This is a genomic window from Pyxidicoccus sp. M15 (assembly GCF_056858435.1).
On sequence record NZ_CM166495.1, the window covers coordinates 44278 to 60425 of the forward strand.

14 protein-coding genes are annotated in these 16148 nt (G+C 69.9%); 5 read left to right on the forward strand and 9 right to left on the reverse strand.

From position 1 onward, the window contains the following. Positions 1–14: 14 nt before the first annotated feature. From ACX9TP_RS00180 to ACX9TP_RS00190, 3 genes are all read right to left on the reverse strand, one after another. Positions 15–311 carry a hypothetical protein gene (locus tag ACX9TP_RS00180; RefSeq protein WP_482977649.1) on the reverse strand — a complete coding sequence of 99 codons (297 nt, stop codon included), beginning with the start codon at positions 309–311 and terminating at the stop codon, positions 15–17. A gap of 28 nt (positions 312–339) precedes the next feature. Further along, complete coding sequence (locus ACX9TP_RS00185) at positions 340–498, reverse strand: hypothetical protein (protein ID WP_482977650.1); 159 nt, start codon at positions 496–498, stop codon at positions 340–342. 353 nt (positions 499–851) lie between these two features. Continuing rightward, complete coding sequence (locus ACX9TP_RS00190; RefSeq protein ID WP_482977651.1) at positions 852–1949, reverse strand: hypothetical protein; 1098 nt, start codon at positions 1947–1949, stop codon at positions 852–854. Between the two features lie 172 nt (positions 1950–2121). Here ACX9TP_RS00190 and ACX9TP_RS00195 point away from each other — a divergent pair, with 172 nt between their 5' ends. Continuing rightward, positions 2122–4302, forward strand: a complete 2181-nt coding sequence (locus tag ACX9TP_RS00195) for a COG1470 family protein (RefSeq protein WP_482977652.1) — start codon at positions 2122–2124, stop codon at positions 4300–4302. A 70-nt stretch (positions 4303–4372) separates the two neighbouring features. Here ACX9TP_RS00195 and ACX9TP_RS00200 read toward each other — a convergent pair whose 3' ends face one another. The 3 genes from ACX9TP_RS00200 to ACX9TP_RS00210 all read right to left on the reverse strand — a co-directional run bounded on the left by ACX9TP_RS00200 (position 4373) and on the right by ACX9TP_RS00210 (position 7282). Continuing rightward, entirely contained in the window at positions 4373–5566 is a 1194-nt protein-coding gene (locus ACX9TP_RS00200) for a tetratricopeptide repeat protein (protein ID WP_482977653.1), read from the reverse strand. A gap of 118 nt (positions 5567–5684) precedes the next feature. Next, positions 5685–6632: a hypothetical protein gene (locus tag ACX9TP_RS00205; protein ID WP_482977654.1), complete on the reverse strand. Its 948-nt coding sequence runs from the start codon at positions 6630–6632 to the stop codon at positions 5685–5687. Positions 6633–6757: 125 nt separating this feature from the next. Next, complete coding sequence (locus ACX9TP_RS00210) at positions 6758–7282, reverse strand: DUF3592 domain-containing protein (RefSeq protein WP_482977655.1); 525 nt, start codon at positions 7280–7282, stop codon at positions 6758–6760. Between the two features lie 116 nt (positions 7283–7398). On the opposite strand from ACX9TP_RS00210, the gene ACX9TP_RS00215 reads away from it, so the two are divergent. Both ACX9TP_RS00215 and ACX9TP_RS00220 read left to right on the forward strand, forming a co-directional pair. Continuing rightward, complete coding sequence (locus ACX9TP_RS00215; RefSeq protein WP_482977656.1) at positions 7399–9222, forward strand: gluzincin family metallopeptidase; 1824 nt, start codon at positions 7399–7401, stop codon at positions 9220–9222. A 201-nt stretch (positions 9223–9423) separates the two neighbouring features. Beyond that, complete coding sequence (locus ACX9TP_RS00220; RefSeq protein WP_482977657.1) at positions 9424–10611, forward strand: hypothetical protein; 1188 nt, start codon at positions 9424–9426, stop codon at positions 10609–10611. 36 nt (positions 10612–10647) lie between these two features. Here the strand turns inward: ACX9TP_RS00220 and ACX9TP_RS00225 are convergent, their stop codons facing one another. Then, positions 10648–12078 carry a DUF4166 domain-containing protein gene (locus ACX9TP_RS00225; protein ID WP_482977658.1) on the reverse strand — a complete coding sequence of 477 codons (1431 nt, stop codon included), beginning with the start codon at positions 12076–12078 and terminating at the stop codon, positions 10648–10650. A gap of 77 nt (positions 12079–12155) precedes the next feature. After that, the gene (locus ACX9TP_RS00230; RefSeq protein WP_482977659.1) at positions 12156–13331 is read right to left on the reverse strand and encodes an SRPBCC family protein; all 1176 of its coding nucleotides are present in this window, start codon (positions 13329–13331) and stop codon (positions 12156–12158) included. 214 nt (positions 13332–13545) lie between these two features. Between ACX9TP_RS00230 and ACX9TP_RS00235 the strand changes: the two genes are divergently transcribed. Both ACX9TP_RS00235 and ACX9TP_RS00240 read left to right on the forward strand, forming a co-directional pair. After that, positions 13546–15099 carry an anti-phage dCTP deaminase gene (locus tag ACX9TP_RS00235; RefSeq protein WP_482977660.1) on the forward strand — a complete coding sequence of 518 codons (1554 nt, stop codon included), beginning with the start codon at positions 13546–13548 and terminating at the stop codon, positions 15097–15099. Further along, on the forward strand, positions 15100–15294 hold the full coding sequence (locus ACX9TP_RS00240; RefSeq protein WP_482977661.1) for a hypothetical protein: 195 nt from the start codon (positions 15100–15102) through the stop codon (positions 15292–15294). Between the two features lie 123 nt (positions 15295–15417). On the opposite strand, the gene ACX9TP_RS00245 is transcribed toward ACX9TP_RS00240, so the two are convergent. Further along, positions 15418–16137, reverse strand: coding sequence for a DUF429 domain-containing protein (locus tag ACX9TP_RS00245; protein WP_482977662.1), 720 nt, complete (start codon positions 16135–16137; stop codon positions 15418–15420). Between the last annotated feature and the right edge of the window lie 11 nt (positions 16138–16148).

Sequence of the window (16148 nt, forward strand, 5' to 3'; positions counted from 1 at the left end):
GCGCGCGTCGCCGCTCAGGTCATCGCGTCGCGCAGGCGCTCCAGCAATGTGGGCAGCTTGTGGAGCAGCTCGCGGTCCATGTTCTCCAGCGCGCCGCGGAGGATGGCCAGGTCATCCGGCTCGCGCTCCGCGTTCACCATGCGCTGGAGTCCTCGCAGGCGCTGGTTGCGGAGCACCAGGCTGTCCAGCGTGTCCTCCAGCTCCTCGGAGAGCTCCGGGTGCAGCTGGAGGTCTCGGCCGACCAGCTCGCGAAGCTGTTCCACCAGATAGGTCAGGTCCCAGGATTCTTCGTATCCGGCCCGTCGTGACATCTAGACCAATCCGCCGTGTGCCACCGGGTCAGGCCACTGCGTGGGCGCGGACGAGCCCCGCGAGCGTGAGGCGGGAGCGCGCCGGGTCCAGCTCCACGCTCACCTGGCAGCCGGCCAGGTCCAGCCGCAGCGTGTAGGGCGCCGAGGACGGCAGCAGGTTCCGCTCCTGGTGTGCAAGTGCTGCCATACGGAACAGCTCTGCCAGCAGCTCTTGCCGGGCCTCTGACGGCAACCCATCCACCGCGGCCTGGAGTCCACGTGGGATGAGCACGGTGAAGGCCTGCGACGACGAAGATCCAGCAGCGGATTCGGCGGAGATCATGTCCCGCCCGGTTGCCAGAACCATACCCCCGTGCAGTCCAGCCATTCCGCGCGGTTGCGGAGGCTCCACGGGGACGCACCTGAAAAAATCACTGGTACATCCCGTCACAGCCCTGAACTCTTTGAAGTCTCCGCTGTGGCTCCAGGTGGGAGCGCATCGCTGGCACTTCTCGCGGGGAGCCTGTCGACTCGTGCGCGCGGGCCCTGCCCCGAGGTGCCTCAGGGGATGCGGCAGCAGATGGCGTAGGCGGTGGGCGCCGGCACACCTGTGGTGCTGTTGCGGCACCTGTAGCCCGGGCCGCCGGTGGCCGCCGCGCCGCTCTCCAGCGTGACGCCCACGGGCAGGAAGCTCACGCCGGCAGGGCCCTCCAGGTTGCCGCAGCCGCCTCCCATGAGCTGCGCGTTGGAGGCGCACCACGCGACGGACGCCTGGCTGTCCCCCGACTCATTGCCCGTGGCCTGGTGGTACGTGCACGCCAGCGCGGGCTTCGGATGTAAGTGGTCCGCCCGCGCCACGATTCGCGACGTGCCGTTGTTTCCACCGGAGCTGGCGAAGTTGACGCTCACGGTAGGCGAGGTGCCGGTGCTGACGGACAAGCCGTCCCCGAAGGAGGGGTCCGGCGCGTCGAGCTTCGCCTTGTCCGCGGCGGACATGAAGCCGGGGGCGGCAGTCGTGGCGGTGGCGTGGGCATGGTCCCCGCGGGCGACGGTGCGCGAGGTGCCGTTGTTCCCGCCAGAGGTGGTGAAGGCGACGCGCACGTTGAGCGGCGTGCCGCTGGCGGCGAGGCCGTCACCGTAGGTGGGCGCGGGCTCGTCGAGCCTGGCCTTGTCCGCGGCGGACAGGAAGCCGTCGGAGGTGGGCGTGGCGGCGGGGTGGCCGTGGTTGGCATTGGCGAAGGTGGCGGGGGTGCGGCCGTCGAGGAGGCGGCTGTCCTGTGCGCGCAGGGCGAAGGGCACGGAGGCCATCTGCAGGCGCGGGGTGAGCTCGGACTGGCCGGTGAGGGCGACGCCGAGGAACAGCGAGCTGCCCTCCGTCAGCTCGTACCGCAGCGGCTGCGCGGAGCCGAGCACCACGGCGTAGTAGCCATTCGTCACCTGGACGGAGGGCAGGCGCTCCTGCCACAGGGGCGTGCCGCCGGCGGGCATGGAGTAGAGGGAGAAGGTGAGGTCCTGCGGCGTGTTCTCCGGCGTGCCGTCCGCGCGCACGAGGCGGCCCTGGAAGGCCAGGGTGCGGGGCACGTCCTCCGCGGCGCGAGAGGCGGGCGCGGCCAGCAGGGCGAGCAGGGCGAGCGCGAAGGCGGAGCGAAGGGCGGACATGGGAGACGGCTCCAGGTGGGAGGCAGTGCCCAGTCTACAGGGTGCACCGTTCAGCATCCGAAAGGCGTGTCGTTACGGGAGGGTGGCTGGCCGACAGCGGGGGCGCTTCCGGGGTGCCCCCCTCGCATCCTTCCCGCGCGAGGGCTATACGCGACGTCTCGGGAGGGCACCCATGGCGCGCGCGACGAGAGCAGGCGGGGTGGGGTGGACGGTCATCCTGCTGGCGGTGGTGCTGGGGGCCGGTCCGGCCTGCAGGGAGAAGCCATTGGTGGGCGCCGTGGGGCGGCTGCGGCTGTCCCAGGAGCGCGTGGAGTTTCCCTCCGCGTATCCCGGCACCACGCGCGACGCGGAGGTCCGGGTGGTGAATGCCGGCCGCGCGCCGCTGGACGTCACCTGGACGGAGGTGACGGCGCCCTTCTCGCTGACGGACGCGCTGCCCGTGCGCGTGGAGGCGGGCGAGGTGCCGGTGCGCCTGCGCTTCTCGCCCTCGGCGGCGGGCACGTACGAAGTCACGGTGAAGGGCACGGCTTCCGACGGCGGCAGCGTGGCCCTGGTGCTCGTGGCCGAGGCGAAGCCGATTCCGGACTGCTTCACGCCGGTGACGTGCGCCACGGCCACCTTCGACGTGAATACCGAGCAGTGCGTGGAGACGGTGCTGCCGGACGGCACCGCGTGCGACCCGGGCAACGCGTGCCTCACCGACGCCACCTGCCAGGCGGGCCGGTGCAAGGGGCGCGAGCGCGCGTGCGACGACGGCAATGCCTGCACCACGGACGTGTGCCACGCGCTGGACGGCTGCCAGACGGTGCCGGCGCCGCCGTGCCCGGGGGACGGGAAGTGCCAGGTGGGCACGTGCGACCCGGTGAAGGGCTGCGGCCTGGGGCCCGCGCCGGATGGCACCTTCTGCGGCTCGGCGCGCGGGTGTGACGCCGCGGACGTGTGCGTGGAGGGCCGGTGCGCGCGGCGCGACCTGCCGGACGGCTTCGTGTGCGCGAACGCCAGCCCGTGCCAGGGCGAGGGCCGCTGCAACGGCCCGGTGTGCGAGCGCCCGGAAGCGACGCAGCTGGCGGCGGACTGGAGCTACGACGCGCGGGCCGAAGGTCAGGGCCTGCACGACATGCTGGTGGGGCCCGAGGGCGACGTGACGCTGTCGGGCTTCTATGCCTCGCCGGTGCTGGGCGTGACGGGCGACAGCCCGGTGCGCTCTTCCGATGCGGCGCGGCGCTGCATGCTGTGGAACGACCGGCTCTTGTGCATGGACCTGCCGGAGGACGGCACGGTGTCGCTGCTGGAGCGCTCCACGGGCGCGCCGCGGTGGACCTTCACGCTGGCCAAGGCGCGGCCGGACTTCGCGCAGAAGACGCTGACGCTCTTCCTGGCGCGGCTGGCGGTGATGGCGCCGGACCGGCTCGCGGCCCTCTTCGAGGCGTACCCCGCCGGGCAGCCCCGCGACACGCTGTGCCGCATGTACTTCCTGGTGGTGCTGGATGCCTTCGGCCGCATGGTGTCCGCGGAGGAATTGACGGACCCGCTGCTGGCCGAGTGCAACCACCCGCACCCCTTCGGCCTCGCGTCGGACGCGGTGGGGGACCTCTACGTGGCCTTCTCCCGGACGACGAACGTGGGAGCACCGCTGCAGCCGGGGGCGCCCACGCTGATGATGGCGTTCTCCTCGGACGGGGTGCCGCGCTGGAAGAAGAAGGAGTCGTTCCGCGCCGGCGAGCTGGCGGTGGTGAACGGGCTGCTGATGCCCGAGCGTGGCACGCAGGCCTTGAGCACGGCGGACGGCGCGCCCATGGGCTCCATCCCCCAGGAGTTCGGCCGCCTGGTGGCCACCCGCGAGGTGGTGGTGCCGAGCGCGCCGGGCACCTCGCTGAACCCCGGCGGCGGAGCCGCCACCGTCACGGAGCTGAAGGGCTACGGGCTGCCGGCGCTGGGCCCGGTGTGGACGTACACGCTGAGGGCGGGGCAGAGCCTGGGCACGAAGGAGCTGCGGCTGGCCACGTGGCCGGTGGGGGCGGGCCTGCCGCCGGACACGGTGGTGCTCACCACCGCGACGGGCCTCGCCAACCAGCGGCTGCTGGTGGGGGTGAATGTGAGGGACGGAAGCGAGGCGTTCCAGTGCCCCCTGTCGTACACGCCGCGCACGGTGCCGCAACTGCTGGAGCTGGCACCGGGAGCGCTGATGATGATGGAGGGGGCCTCCACCTGCGGCGAGTGCGACCCGCCGTTCGCCTACAGCCAGGCGCGCTTCCTGCGCTTCTCCATGCCGGGGCTGCTGCCCGCGAACGAGCCGTGGCCGGGCACTTTCGGCGGGCCGGGGCACGGCCACCATGAGAACCAGGTGCGCTGACGCCGCGCGCTCCGCGGAGTGAGGCACGAGCGGCGCCCGTGCCTCGCTCGGGACGCGTGAGCCGGAAGGCTCAGCCCAGCGTCTTGATGAGCCGCTCCGCCTGCTCGCGGATGTCCTTCTCGCCAGCGGGGGCCTTCTTGAGGACGTCGCGGGCCAGTGCCTGCGCCTTCGCCGTGTCACCCCTGCGCGCGGTGACGACGGCCAGGTTGAGCAGCGGCTCCACGCGCGAGGGCGCCCGGCGCAGGGCCTCCTCGAGAATCTCCGCGGCGGCGGTGAGGCGCTCGTCGGCGTTGCCCTCCTCCCAGCGCATCAGGAGGTTGCCCAGGTTGTTGGCGCAGGCCCAGTCCTCCGGGTCCAGGTCCATCGCCTCGCGCCAGGCCGCCACTGCGCCCTCGACGTCGGGCGGCTCCATGGACTCCAGCACCATGGCCTCGATGGACTTCGTCTGCGCGGTGGACATCCCGCGGTGCGCGAGGCTGCGGCACACGTCCAGCGCCTCCTGGCGGTGCCCGGTGGCCATCATCATCCGCGCCAGGTTGCCCTGCATCAAGGCGTCGTCGGGGAACTGCACGGCCAGCCGCTTGGCGAGGCTGAACGACTCCGCCACGTTGCCGCGCGCCGCGAGCACCGCGCCCAGCTGGTTGAGCAGCTCCGGGTGGTCCGGAATCAGCTTCAGGCCCTGGCGCAGCAGGTTCTCCGCCGTCTCCATCTCCCCCAGCTGCTGCAGCACCACGCTCCAGATGACGTAGGTGGGCGGGTTGAGCGGGTTGAGCTCCAGCGCCTTCTCCAGCTGCGGCAGCGCGAGCTTCAGCTCCTCCAGGGCCAGGAGGATGCGGGCCAGGTGGAAGCGGTACGCCGCCATCTCCGGCTCCAGCTCCACGGCCTTCTCGAAGGCCTTGCGGGCCCCGGCGAAGTCCTCCTTCGCGGCGAGCAGGTAGCCCAGGCCGAAGTGCGCCTCGGCGCGCGGGGGCTTCGCCTCGCGGATGACCTGCGTGTAGAGGGCGTGGGCCCCGTCGGTGTCACCGCGCTCCGCGGCCAGCGCGGCCTTCACCAGGCGCGAGTCCGCGTCCTCCACGCCGCCCTTGGTGGCGCGCTGGAGGAGCTCCTCCGCGCGCGCCCAGTCGCCGTCCACCGACGCCAGCTTGGCGAGCGTCAGCAGCGCGCCCCGGTCGTCCTTGTTCTGCTTGAGGGTGCTCTCGGCGAGCGCCCGGGCCTTGTCGACCTCGCCGGCCTTCAACAGCGCCTGCATGCTCTGGGTGGTCATGGCGGGGAGTATGCCAGGGGAGGGGGTGGCCCTGAAAACGGAAGGGCGCGAGGCCCGTGGCGCCGGAGGGCACCACGGACGGCTCGCGCCCGGGGGTGTGGGTCCTGGAGGCGGAGCGCTACCAGAACTTCAGCTTCTTCAGCGCATTGCCGACGCCCTTGGCAATGTCCTTCACGATTTCGACGGGCTTCTCGATGACCTTCTTCACCGTGTCCTTGATGCCCTTGAGGTCGATGTCGACGTTGAAGCCCAGCTTGAAGCCCACGCCGAGCGCCGCGCCGATGTCGAAGCGCGCCTTGAAGCGGCCGTTCTTGAAGCCGAGCTCCGCGTTGAACGCGACACCCGCGCCCGCCCACGCCTCGGCGCGGCCACCGACGCTGCCGAACTTGCCCAGGTTGGCCTGCGCCTCCACACCGGCGCGGGCGCCGACGAACGCGTCGCCGCCAATCTTCGCCGCGTAGATGCCCTTGGCCGGGTCGATGGTCAGCTCGCCGTGGGCCTTCGCCTGGGCGCCGACGTACGCCTCGCCCGAGGCCTCCAGGTTGTAGTCGCCCTTGCCAATCTTGGCGTTGCCCTTCGCGTGCAGCAGCGTGGCGCTGGCCTTCAGGTCACCGATGGCCTTGATTGCGCCGCCCTCGAAGGAGACCTTGCCGCTGCCGCTCGCGGACAGCTCGCCCACCGAGAAGCTGCCCTGACCCTGGGCGATGCCACCGGGGCTGCCGAAGCTGCCGGACTTGCCGTAGCCGACGACGCTCTTCTCGAAGGAGCCCTCCGCCAGCGTCACGCCCGGGAGCTTCCCGGCCAGCTTGCCCAACTTGCCCTGGTTGGCGTTGGGGGTGAAGAGGTCGCTCGTGTCGCCGCGCGTGTAGCTCTTGTTGTAGTTCTTGTTGATCTGCCCCGACGACTGGAAGCTGTTCTTGTAGCGACCGTTCTCGTCGATGTTGCTGTTCTTCTTGTCCGGCTGCGTCGCCACCTGGTTCTTCTGGGGCTGCTTGGCGATTTCAGGCTGCTTGAAGGCCTTCGACAGCCCGAGGAAGTTGAAGCCCTTGAGGCTCTTGGTGGTCATGGGGGACGCTCCGAGGTCAGGAAATTAAAGCTTGAGCGATTGTCGGTGGGATGTAGCGCGGGGTTGCGTGGGGCTGGATCTTTTGGATCTCCACCCGGGTGCGCACCCCATCCCACCCGGTGCGTTCAGCGTCCGCTGAACCACCGGATGAAGAAGTAGAAGGCGGTGGAGACGATGAGGCAGGCGACGCCGGCACCGGGGATGGCCCATGAGGTGGCCTGGAGCCCCGGCTCGAGCAGGGCCTGGCCCGGGTCGTTCGGGTCATAGAAGACGGTGACGGGCGCGCGGGGGACGTAGCGCGCCGCGTGCGTCTGGGCGTGCTGCTGGCTGCTGACCTCCACCACGTCCCGGCCCAGGTCCGTGCCCGTGTAGCGCTGACCGTCCACGGTGTAGGTGTATTCCACACGCGGGCGGTAGAGGACCTGGGGCTTGGGCTTGGGGGCGTCGTCGTCGTAGCTCTCCTCCTGCCGCAGCGGAGGCGCCTCGCGCGAGGTGACGGTGGAGGAGCGGATGGTGCCCTGGGTGGTGGGCCAGTTCTTGGTCCGCGCGGTCTGCCGCATCCGGAGGAATCCCCAGACCAGGACGCCCAGGCCGACGACGCCGAGGATGACGGCGATGGTGGACAGCACCGACAGGAGCAGTGGCTTCATGATGGGTGCAGCACCATAGCAGCGGTCTCCCGGCTGCCGTCGAGCGGGCCCCCCCCTCCGTCACATCCGCCGGCCCGCGCCTCCACCCGGTGAGGACTCACGCGTGGGGGGAGGGCATGGCCGTCGACATCCACATCCCGGTCCTGGTGCAGGACCCGGTCGCCGCCGGTGAGCGGAGCATCCCCCTGCTGGAATGGGTGCACCTGCGCAGCGAGGACGTGGTGCTGGACGGGCCCGTGTCGCCGCGCGTGGCGGTGCTGGATTTGGACGCGCGCACCGGCAGGCTGCGGCGGGGCGCGCGCTTCCAGCCCTCCGAGCAGGAGGGCACGCCGGGGACCTTCCGGCTCGAGGATCCGAAGCGGCTGGACGCACCGGACGTCATCCAGGTGAGCGTCTTCGGCGCGGTGCTCCGGACGCTGGAGATGTTTGAAGAGGATGATGCGCTCGGCCGCAAGGTGCGCTGGGCCTTCGAGGGCTCGCAGCTGCTCGTCGTGCCCCAGGCGGGCGAGTGGGCGAACGCCTTCTACCAGCGCGAGTCCCGCTCCCTGCAGTTCTTCTACTTCCGCCACCCGCTGGGCAGCGGGCGCGTCTACACCTGCCACTCGCAGGACATCATCGCGCACGAGACGGCGCACGCGGTGCTGGATGGCATCCTCCCGGACCTGTACCACGCGCTGTCACCCCAGGCGCTCGCGCTGCACGAGTCGGTGGCGGACCTCACCGCGGCGCTCGCGGCCTTCCGGTGCCGGCCGCTGGTGCGGCAGGTGCTGCGGACGCAAGGGGGCAGCATCGCCAGCTCGGGTGCGTTCAGCGCCATTGGCGAGCAGTTCGGCCAGGCGCTGGGCCACAAGGGCCACCTTCGCGACCTGCTCAACCAGAAGACGCTGAAGCCCATCGACGGAGGCAGGCCGGAGGACGTCGTCACCTCGCTGGAGCCGCACGCGCTGAGCGAGGTGCTCTCCGGCACGCTCTACTCGGTCCTGCTGCGGCTGCACGAGGCGCTCAAGAACGAGTTCGCGCGCAAGCACCAGGCGCGCACGTCGCTGGTGGCCCCGACGGAGACGGCGCGGCAGACACCGGACGACGCGCCCGAGCCACCGCTGGCACACCAGGGCTTCGTGAACGAGGACGCGTGGCAGGAGGCGCGGAGGCGTGTCTCCGGCAAGGCGCTGGCGGTGGCCACGTCGCGCTTCAAGCGCAGCCTGTACCGGGGACTGGATTACCTGCCGCCGGGGGAGGTGTCCTTCGCGGACCTGGGGCGGGCCATCCTCGCCGCGGACGAGGCCGCGCATCCGGACAGCGGCGAGCCGCGGGTGTGGCTGTACCAGGAGTTCGTGCGCAGGGGCATCGTGAAACATGCGGGCGAGCTGCGCGCGCGGACGGACTTCGCGCACCCGGCCCTGTCTCGGGTGGACCTGGACACGTTGGCGAAGAGTGACTGGGCCGCCTACGACTTCGCCAACCGCCACCGCGGCTTCCTGCGCATTCCCAGGGGACGCTCGTTCCACATCGCGCCGAGGCTCGTGGTGGAGAAGCTGTCCTACGCGGGCGGCGAGCATGCGAAGCGGCGCGTGCGCGAGTGCATCTTCAAGGTCTCCTGGAAGGTGGATGAGCCCGACGAGGTGCCGGGTGGCGAGCTGCCGGACTGGAGACAAGTGACTTTCGGCACGACGCTCGTCATCGACTGCGCGACGCGGCGGGTGCGGGTGCTGCTCACGTCGGACCGGAGCGTGACGCGGAAGGTGGAGCGGGACGGGATGCTGCGGCGGTTGCTGGACGAGGACCTGCTGCGCGTGGGGGACGAGGCGCTCGGTCCGGATGGCAGGCAGCTGTGCGGAGCCATCCAGGCCGAGGTCTCCGGCGGCGTGCTCCGCGTGGTGGGCACGGCGCACATGCTGCACATGGTGGAGGAACGCCGGTACCGGAACGGGGGTGGGTGATGGCGGCGAAGGCGGGCGTACGACGTGAGGTTCGGAGGCAGCCGGTAGCGGAGGGTGGCGACTTGCGATGCGCGGTTCCGAAGCAGGCGATGGCCGCGTTGAGAGCGAGGACGCATGACGCGTGGCTCGGAGAGGGAGGTGGGCGATGGCCGCGTTGAGGTCGAGGACGCATGACGCGTGGCTCGGAGAGGGAGGTGGGTGATGGCCGCGCTACGGGTGAGGACCTACAGCGCGAAGTTCGGGGACACGCTGCTCGTGTCGGTGCCGGATTACGACGCGGACACGGGACAGACGAAGGTGAGGCACGTGCTCGTCGACGCGGGGAACCTGCTGCCGGACGAGGACGGGGTGGACCCGGCGTTTCATGCCGTGCTGGAGGATGTGCTGGCGCAACTGGACGGTGCGCCGCTGGACCTCTACGTGCTGTCACACGAGCACCTGGGCCACGTGAAGGGGCCGCCCCCGCGTGAGCCGCTGAAGCTCCGTCATGCGTGGCTGACGGCGTCGGCGGCCCCGGACTACGCCGAGCAACACCGCGAGTCCGCGAGACAGCTCGCGGAGCGCAGGGCCTTGTATAACGACCTGCGCGAGTACTACCGACTGCGGCCGGAAGCGGCGCGTGGCTCGGTGCCGTCACTGCTGTCCGGCAATGACTACCGGAAGGCGGAAGCGCACGCGGAGGTACTGCGGAGCCTGGCGGAGCGCACGCACTACCTATGCCGGGATGAATCGCTGAAGGGGATGCACCCGTTCAAGGAAGCGACGCTGAAGGTCTGGGCGCCGGAGGAGGAGACCCGCGAGTACGCGGGGCGTATCTTCCCGGTGGCGCTGGGACTGGAGCGGCGGCCGGGAGGGGAGCTATCGCTCCACGTGCCAGGACCTCCGGCCGGAGTGGATGCGAGCGCCTTCTACAACCTGCTCACGTGGAGGCGCCGGGGAGTGGGAGACGACCTGCTCGCCATCGACACGGCGGCGAAGAACACGAGCCTCGTCTTCAGCCTGGAGTGGCGTGGCTGGAGGCTGCTCTTCGCCGGAGATGCGGGAGCGCGGAGCTGGAAGGTGATGAAGAAGCAGGACGTGCTGAGGCCGGTGCACTTCCTCCAGGTGGGGGACCCTGGCACGCCGGACGAAGACATCCTCGACGCCATCCTCCCCGTGGGAGGCGCGGACGGAAGGCCGCGGCACGCGGTCGGCTCCGAGGGGAACGGCCTCTCACGGCTCCGCTCGCGGTGCACGCCGAGCACTCCACCCCGGGGCGCGCTCTACATGGACCTCATGTTCGACGACACGGAGAGACCTCGGGTGACTCCAAGACTCCGGCGTGCGGTGCCCGCGCGAGCCCATGGGCTTCGAGGGCTCAACAGGGGAGGCGGCAAGCGCAGGGCGTGACCTTCCACTGTGGAGAACTTGTGGACCGGTGCGTGCTCAGGCCAGCGCCGGAGCCTGGGTCACGCGGACATCGTCGCGCCATGCCGAGTAGTGAATGCGCCCCAGCGGGTCCTCATGCATGCCCTCGGGTGAGAGCGTTCCGATGATGTCCACGGACTCGGAGCCGTCCGGGGCGGGGTGGGTGCGGAACTCGACGCAGAGGCCGAACAGCGGCACCGGCAGTCCATGCCAGCGCACGCGTTGGCCACGCAGGGACACCCCACCGTCCTCCAGCACGCGGACGTTCAACTCCACTTCCAGGCCGTGCTCGACGAAGACCTCGTAGAGCCGGCCCTTGCGCACGACGAAGTCGGAGTCGAACACGCGCAGCACGCCGTCGCAGTACAGCTCGCGCACGAAGTGCATGGAGCCATCCACCCTGCGGAAGGTGCGGAAGCGCGAGGGGAAGGCCCGTGCGCCGTGCTCGGATACGCCCTGCCCGAGCAGCCGCGTGGCCACCCACGCGATTCCCCGAGCCATCCGCGTGCGCAGCTCCACGGAGGCACTCACGGCCCACGCACCGGGGTTGCTGTAGAAGCGCACCACGCGGGGGTCCACGCTCGCCACCTCCGCACCGAGTGTCGCCGCGAGCAGGGGCCACGCCTCCGCGGGGCCCACGCGCTGGCCGCGGTGGAGTGCGCGCACGCCCCGGCGATACACACCGGCCGCGGCCCATGCGGTGACGAAGCTGGAGAGCAGCAGCCAGGCCGCGCGCCGCTCATCCACCAGCCCCGGGTACCGCGGCCAGCGAGGGAAGAGCACCGCGCGAGCGGTGGCGAGGGCATAGTGCTGGAGCAGGCTCCACCCGGCGCGCAGCAGCCGCCCCAGCGTCACGGCCATGCCGTGAGCCATTGCCGCTTCACCGGACACGGCCCCCGCGAGGGCGGGCTGGTCGAAGAAGCGTGAGCCGAGCGTCATCTCCAGGTGCTGCACGAGCAGTCGCCACAGCGGCTCACCGTCATGGGCCCGTGCCTCCGCGAGGAAGACCGCTTCGTGTCCAGCTCCCCGCGCCTCGGCGGCGTCCCGCAGGTGGGCCTCAATCCACCGCTCGTCGCGAATCTCCAGGGGAAGGCCCTCCACACAGGCTCGCGCGTACGAGGCCCAGGCCGCGGTACGCGGACGTCCCAGCGAGTCCACCGGCAGCACCGCCGCGCCCAGACGGGCGAACGGAGGGGACACACCCCAGAAGCGGCCCAGGGTCACGGCGCTCGCGACGAGCAGGTGCACCCGGGCCATGCGGCACGGATGGGCCCCGTAGAAGTCCGCGAGCAGCTCCACCGCGCGGCGGGATGCACGCTGACGGTGCACGAAGGCTCGGAGTGCCTCCGACGGAGCACCGGGCAGCCACTTCCGGGCGTCCGCGAGCTCCTCGGAGGCAAGGTCCTCGTGCAGGGGCTCATCGTCGGCCTCGAACGCTCCCGAGAGCACCTCCCCCGAAGTGCCCCTCTGAAGGGACCGCCCTGTTCTGCTCCAGGGTGAAACACTCTCAGCCGAGACCGAGCCGCTCATGGCGATACCTCCACAAGTTCTCCACAGGAGGACGCAGCCCCCGCCTCACTGCGCTCGTTGCCGGAACCGAGCCAGCTCCGCGCCGCCCCCGGAGCGGGCGCCCTGCCCAGCACACGAGCGAGGACGAACAGCGCGAAGCGCCACCGCGAGCGACCCCGGGCCAGTGCACCCTCATCCCCCGCGCACCAGCGGCGCAACGTCTCGAAGCCCCACTCCGTGCCCAGCCGCATGACGGGGCGGAACAGCACCGCGTCGAGCAATTCGCCCACCACGCCGTGCCGCGTCTGGTAGTCGAACACCGTCTTGAAGAACGTTCCCTCGGGCCGGCGCTCGTAGAGCCAGAGGCCGCGCCCCTTGAGGATGAGGCTGCGGAAGTCGTCCGAGCCGAACTCGAAGGTGGAGCGCACCAGCGGCGTGTTCGCGAGGTAGCGGCCCCAACCCTTCACCTCCAGCCCGAAGCCCAGGTGCGTGCGGTAGTCCATGAGGTGGAAGCCGCGCGCGTCGCACTCCGGCAGGTAGCGGATGGAGGTGAAGCGCACGTCCCATCGCGTGTGCAGCTCCGGCTCCTGCGTGCGCTCCCATACCGTCTCGACGGGTGCGGGGATGAGCGCCTCCACGACGATGCGGCGCGGAGGCGGCTGCTTCTGCACCGCCGGCATGCGGCGGAACGCGAACCACCGCGCCAGGTCCCGAGCGAACGAGGCCAGCGCCACCACGCCCATCACCGTCATCAGCGTGCGCAGGGCCACGGGAACGGCGGGAGGGTCCACGCGAAGGCCGGTGGGCAGGAGCCGGTCGGGCCACACGGTGTGGAAGATGGACATGAGGTACAGCCCGACGAGCACGCTGAGCACCACGTGCATGAAGTACTCGCCGCGAGGCAGTCCACCCTGGGGTGCGCGGCTGTCGCGCTCCTCCCAGACATCGGCCCAGGCGACGAAGACATCCGCCGCGTAGAGCACCGCGAGCAACCCCAGCGCCGCGCCCTGGAAGCGCAGGTGCGGGACCCAGAGGAACTGGAGCCCGTAGATGAGGTGGCGCACGGTGTGCCAGAGGACTTCCCGCTGGCACTCGGCGCGCTCCTGGAGGCGGCCGCGCCACATGTGGAAGTAGAGGACGTCGAAGGCGCCCAGCAGTCCGATGGCGAGCAGCAGATAGAAAGCGGCGGTCATACCCGGCCCCTGTGCAACGAGGCGGCCAGCGCAGCGCGGTGCCCCAACCGCGCGGAATCTCAGGGCGTCACGGGGTCCACGGGCCCGTCACTGTCAACGCCGTGGACAGCGGCGACAACGCGGGTGCCGGACTCGGTTACCGAACCTACCTGGCGGGACGTCCCTGTCAGTCGTGCGTGCTATCGACCCCACGCAGCCATTCAAGGGGGGGCGGGTGTCTGATACGGAATCGCTGGCGTTGGCTTCGCTGGAGCAGCAGCAGACCGAGGTGGTGTTCGGATTGGTAGGGGCCGTGGGAACCGACCTCGGTCGATTGGAGAAGTTCCTGAAGGAAGGGCTTCAGCGGTTCAACTACGAACCTGAAGTCGTTCGGGTTACGAGCCTGCTGGACACCTTCGATGTCTCCCGCTTCGACATCACCTTGGAGAACGCACCCGAGGACAGACGTATCCTCACTCGCATCAAGGGAGGCAATGAGCTTCGTCGCCTGTCGGGACGAAACGACATCTTTGCGCTGTACGCGGCTCAGCAAATCTCCGCTCGCCGCCCCGGTACGAGCACCGCCAGAAGTCCCGACCTCAAGCCTCGCTGGCGAACCGCGCACATCGTCCACTCACTGAAGCATCCGGAGGAGGTGAGGACCCTCAGGCGCATCTATGGACCGGGCTTCTTCCTGTTGGGCGTGTACTCACCCGAGTCGTCGAGACTCCGCAACCTGGTGGACCGCTATCTCATCACCGAGGAGAAAGCGCGAGGGCTCATCCGACAGGACGAGAACGAGAAGGAGGGACACGGTCAGCACGCCCGCGACACCTTCGAGCTTTCCGATGTCTTCATATCCATGACCGGGAATGAGGACGAATCCAGGAGTCAGCTCTTCCGTTTCCTGGACCTCGTCTTCGGCGCACCCTGGACGACTCCGACCCAGGAAGAGCACGCCATGTTCATGGCCTTCGCGGCTTCGATGCGCTCAGGCAGCCTGGCCCGGCAGGTCGGAGCTGTCATCACCAGTTCCACCGGTGACGTGATTTCCACGGGGGCCAACGACACGCCCCAGTATGGGGGTGGGCAATACTGGCCCGGGCTTCATGACCAGCGCGACAGTGCGAGAGGTGTCGATTACAACGACGTCCTCAAGCGACGCCTCGTCGTGGAAATCATGCGCAAGGTGAAGGCCCGCTACGAGTCGGGTGAAAAGTGCACCAGCGATGACGACCTCTACGAAGAAGGACGCAAGTTCTTCTCCGAAACGGGATTGCTGGACATCACCGAGTACAGCCGGGAGGTCCACGCGGAGATGGCGGCCTTGTCGGCCTCCGCACGCATGGGTGCTTCGACACGTGGAGCGCACCTGTACGCCACCACATTCCCCTGCCACAACTGCGCCAAGCACATCGTGGCGGCCGGGATTGAACGGGTCTACTTCGTTGAGCCCTATCCGAAGAGCCATGCCTTGAGGCTCCACGATGATTCCATCGCTCAGATGGATGGTCAGGATGTCAAGGGGCGGGTGGCCTTCATCCCCTTCATGGGCGTAGGGCCTCGTAGGTTCTTTGACCTGTTCTCGATGCAACTGAGCTCGGGCCGGCCTGTCTCTCGGAAGAATCGGGAGGGCCGGAAGGTGGAGTGGACGACGACAAAGAGCACTCCCCGCATCCCGTTACTCCCTTATTCTTATGTGCGGCGCGAGCGACTGGCGATGGACGAACTGCGGCAGGCGCTCGAACCCATGGAGCAGGGACGGAAGTCGAAGGGAGGGGAGAACTGAATGTCATCCTTCAAGAAGATGGACACCGAAGCGAGCCGCCAGTTCTGGGAGTCACTGGAAAGCAATCGGCGTGTTGTCGCGACATGGCCCGACTGGATGCGGCGTGGCTCGGTGGGAGAGGCCCTGGTTCGCGAGTGGGACGAGCCCGAGGAGACCCTGCCCAACCCTTCGGAGCACGACGCCCATCGTGAGTGACGTGAGCGGAGTCGTTCCGTCGTCCTTCGAGTTCGAACGGCATCGATGAGCTGAAGGCCGCGCGTGATGGGAGTTGCGATGGCGCATGGGCACTCCCTGCGCCACGGTCGTCCCGCGGTTCGCTCATGGTTTTCGCAGGTCCAGGATGCGCCCCTCGCGCAGCCAACCCCGCGCATCCACCGTGAGCGGCGCGCCCACGGCCACCACCCGCTCCGGCGCCTTCCGTGTCAGCCACCCGAGCCAGGCACACAGCGCCGCATCGAGCTGGTCATGCGTGGGCAATTCCCCCTCCGGAAAGCGCAGCCCGTTGACCTCCAGCACCGCGCGCCGCCGCTCACGCCCGTCGCGTGACGCCTTTGCCCCCAACTTCTCCACAGCCAGCGCCCGCCACGTCGCTCCAGGAAAGGCCTCGAACAACCGCGCCTCACTCACGGACGCCGTGTCCAGGTCCAGCATGGGCAACCCACCCCGGGCCCGCAGTCCAGCGAACAGCAGCACGCTCCCGCGCACGAACCCACAGAACGGACGCCCCGGCACGGGCAGTACGTCCGGCGTCCTCCCAGGGGCGCGCAGCAACCGCTCCGCCTCCCGCACCTGTGCCCCCGGCCGTGCCAGCGCCTGGGGCCCATCCACGACGAGCACATCCTCCGCGCCCACGGGGAACGCCGCCGCCAGGGCCACGGGGTCGAAGTCACCGCCCCGTGACGGAGGCGCGGGCCACCGGGCCTCGGAGAAGCGCACGCGTCCGCGCGTGTCGACCTCCGCGATGTCCACCGGGCGACACGCGCGCGAGTACGGGTCCGTCAAATCCCAGCCCACGAAGCGCACTTCCTCCTCATGCACCGGGAGTGCTG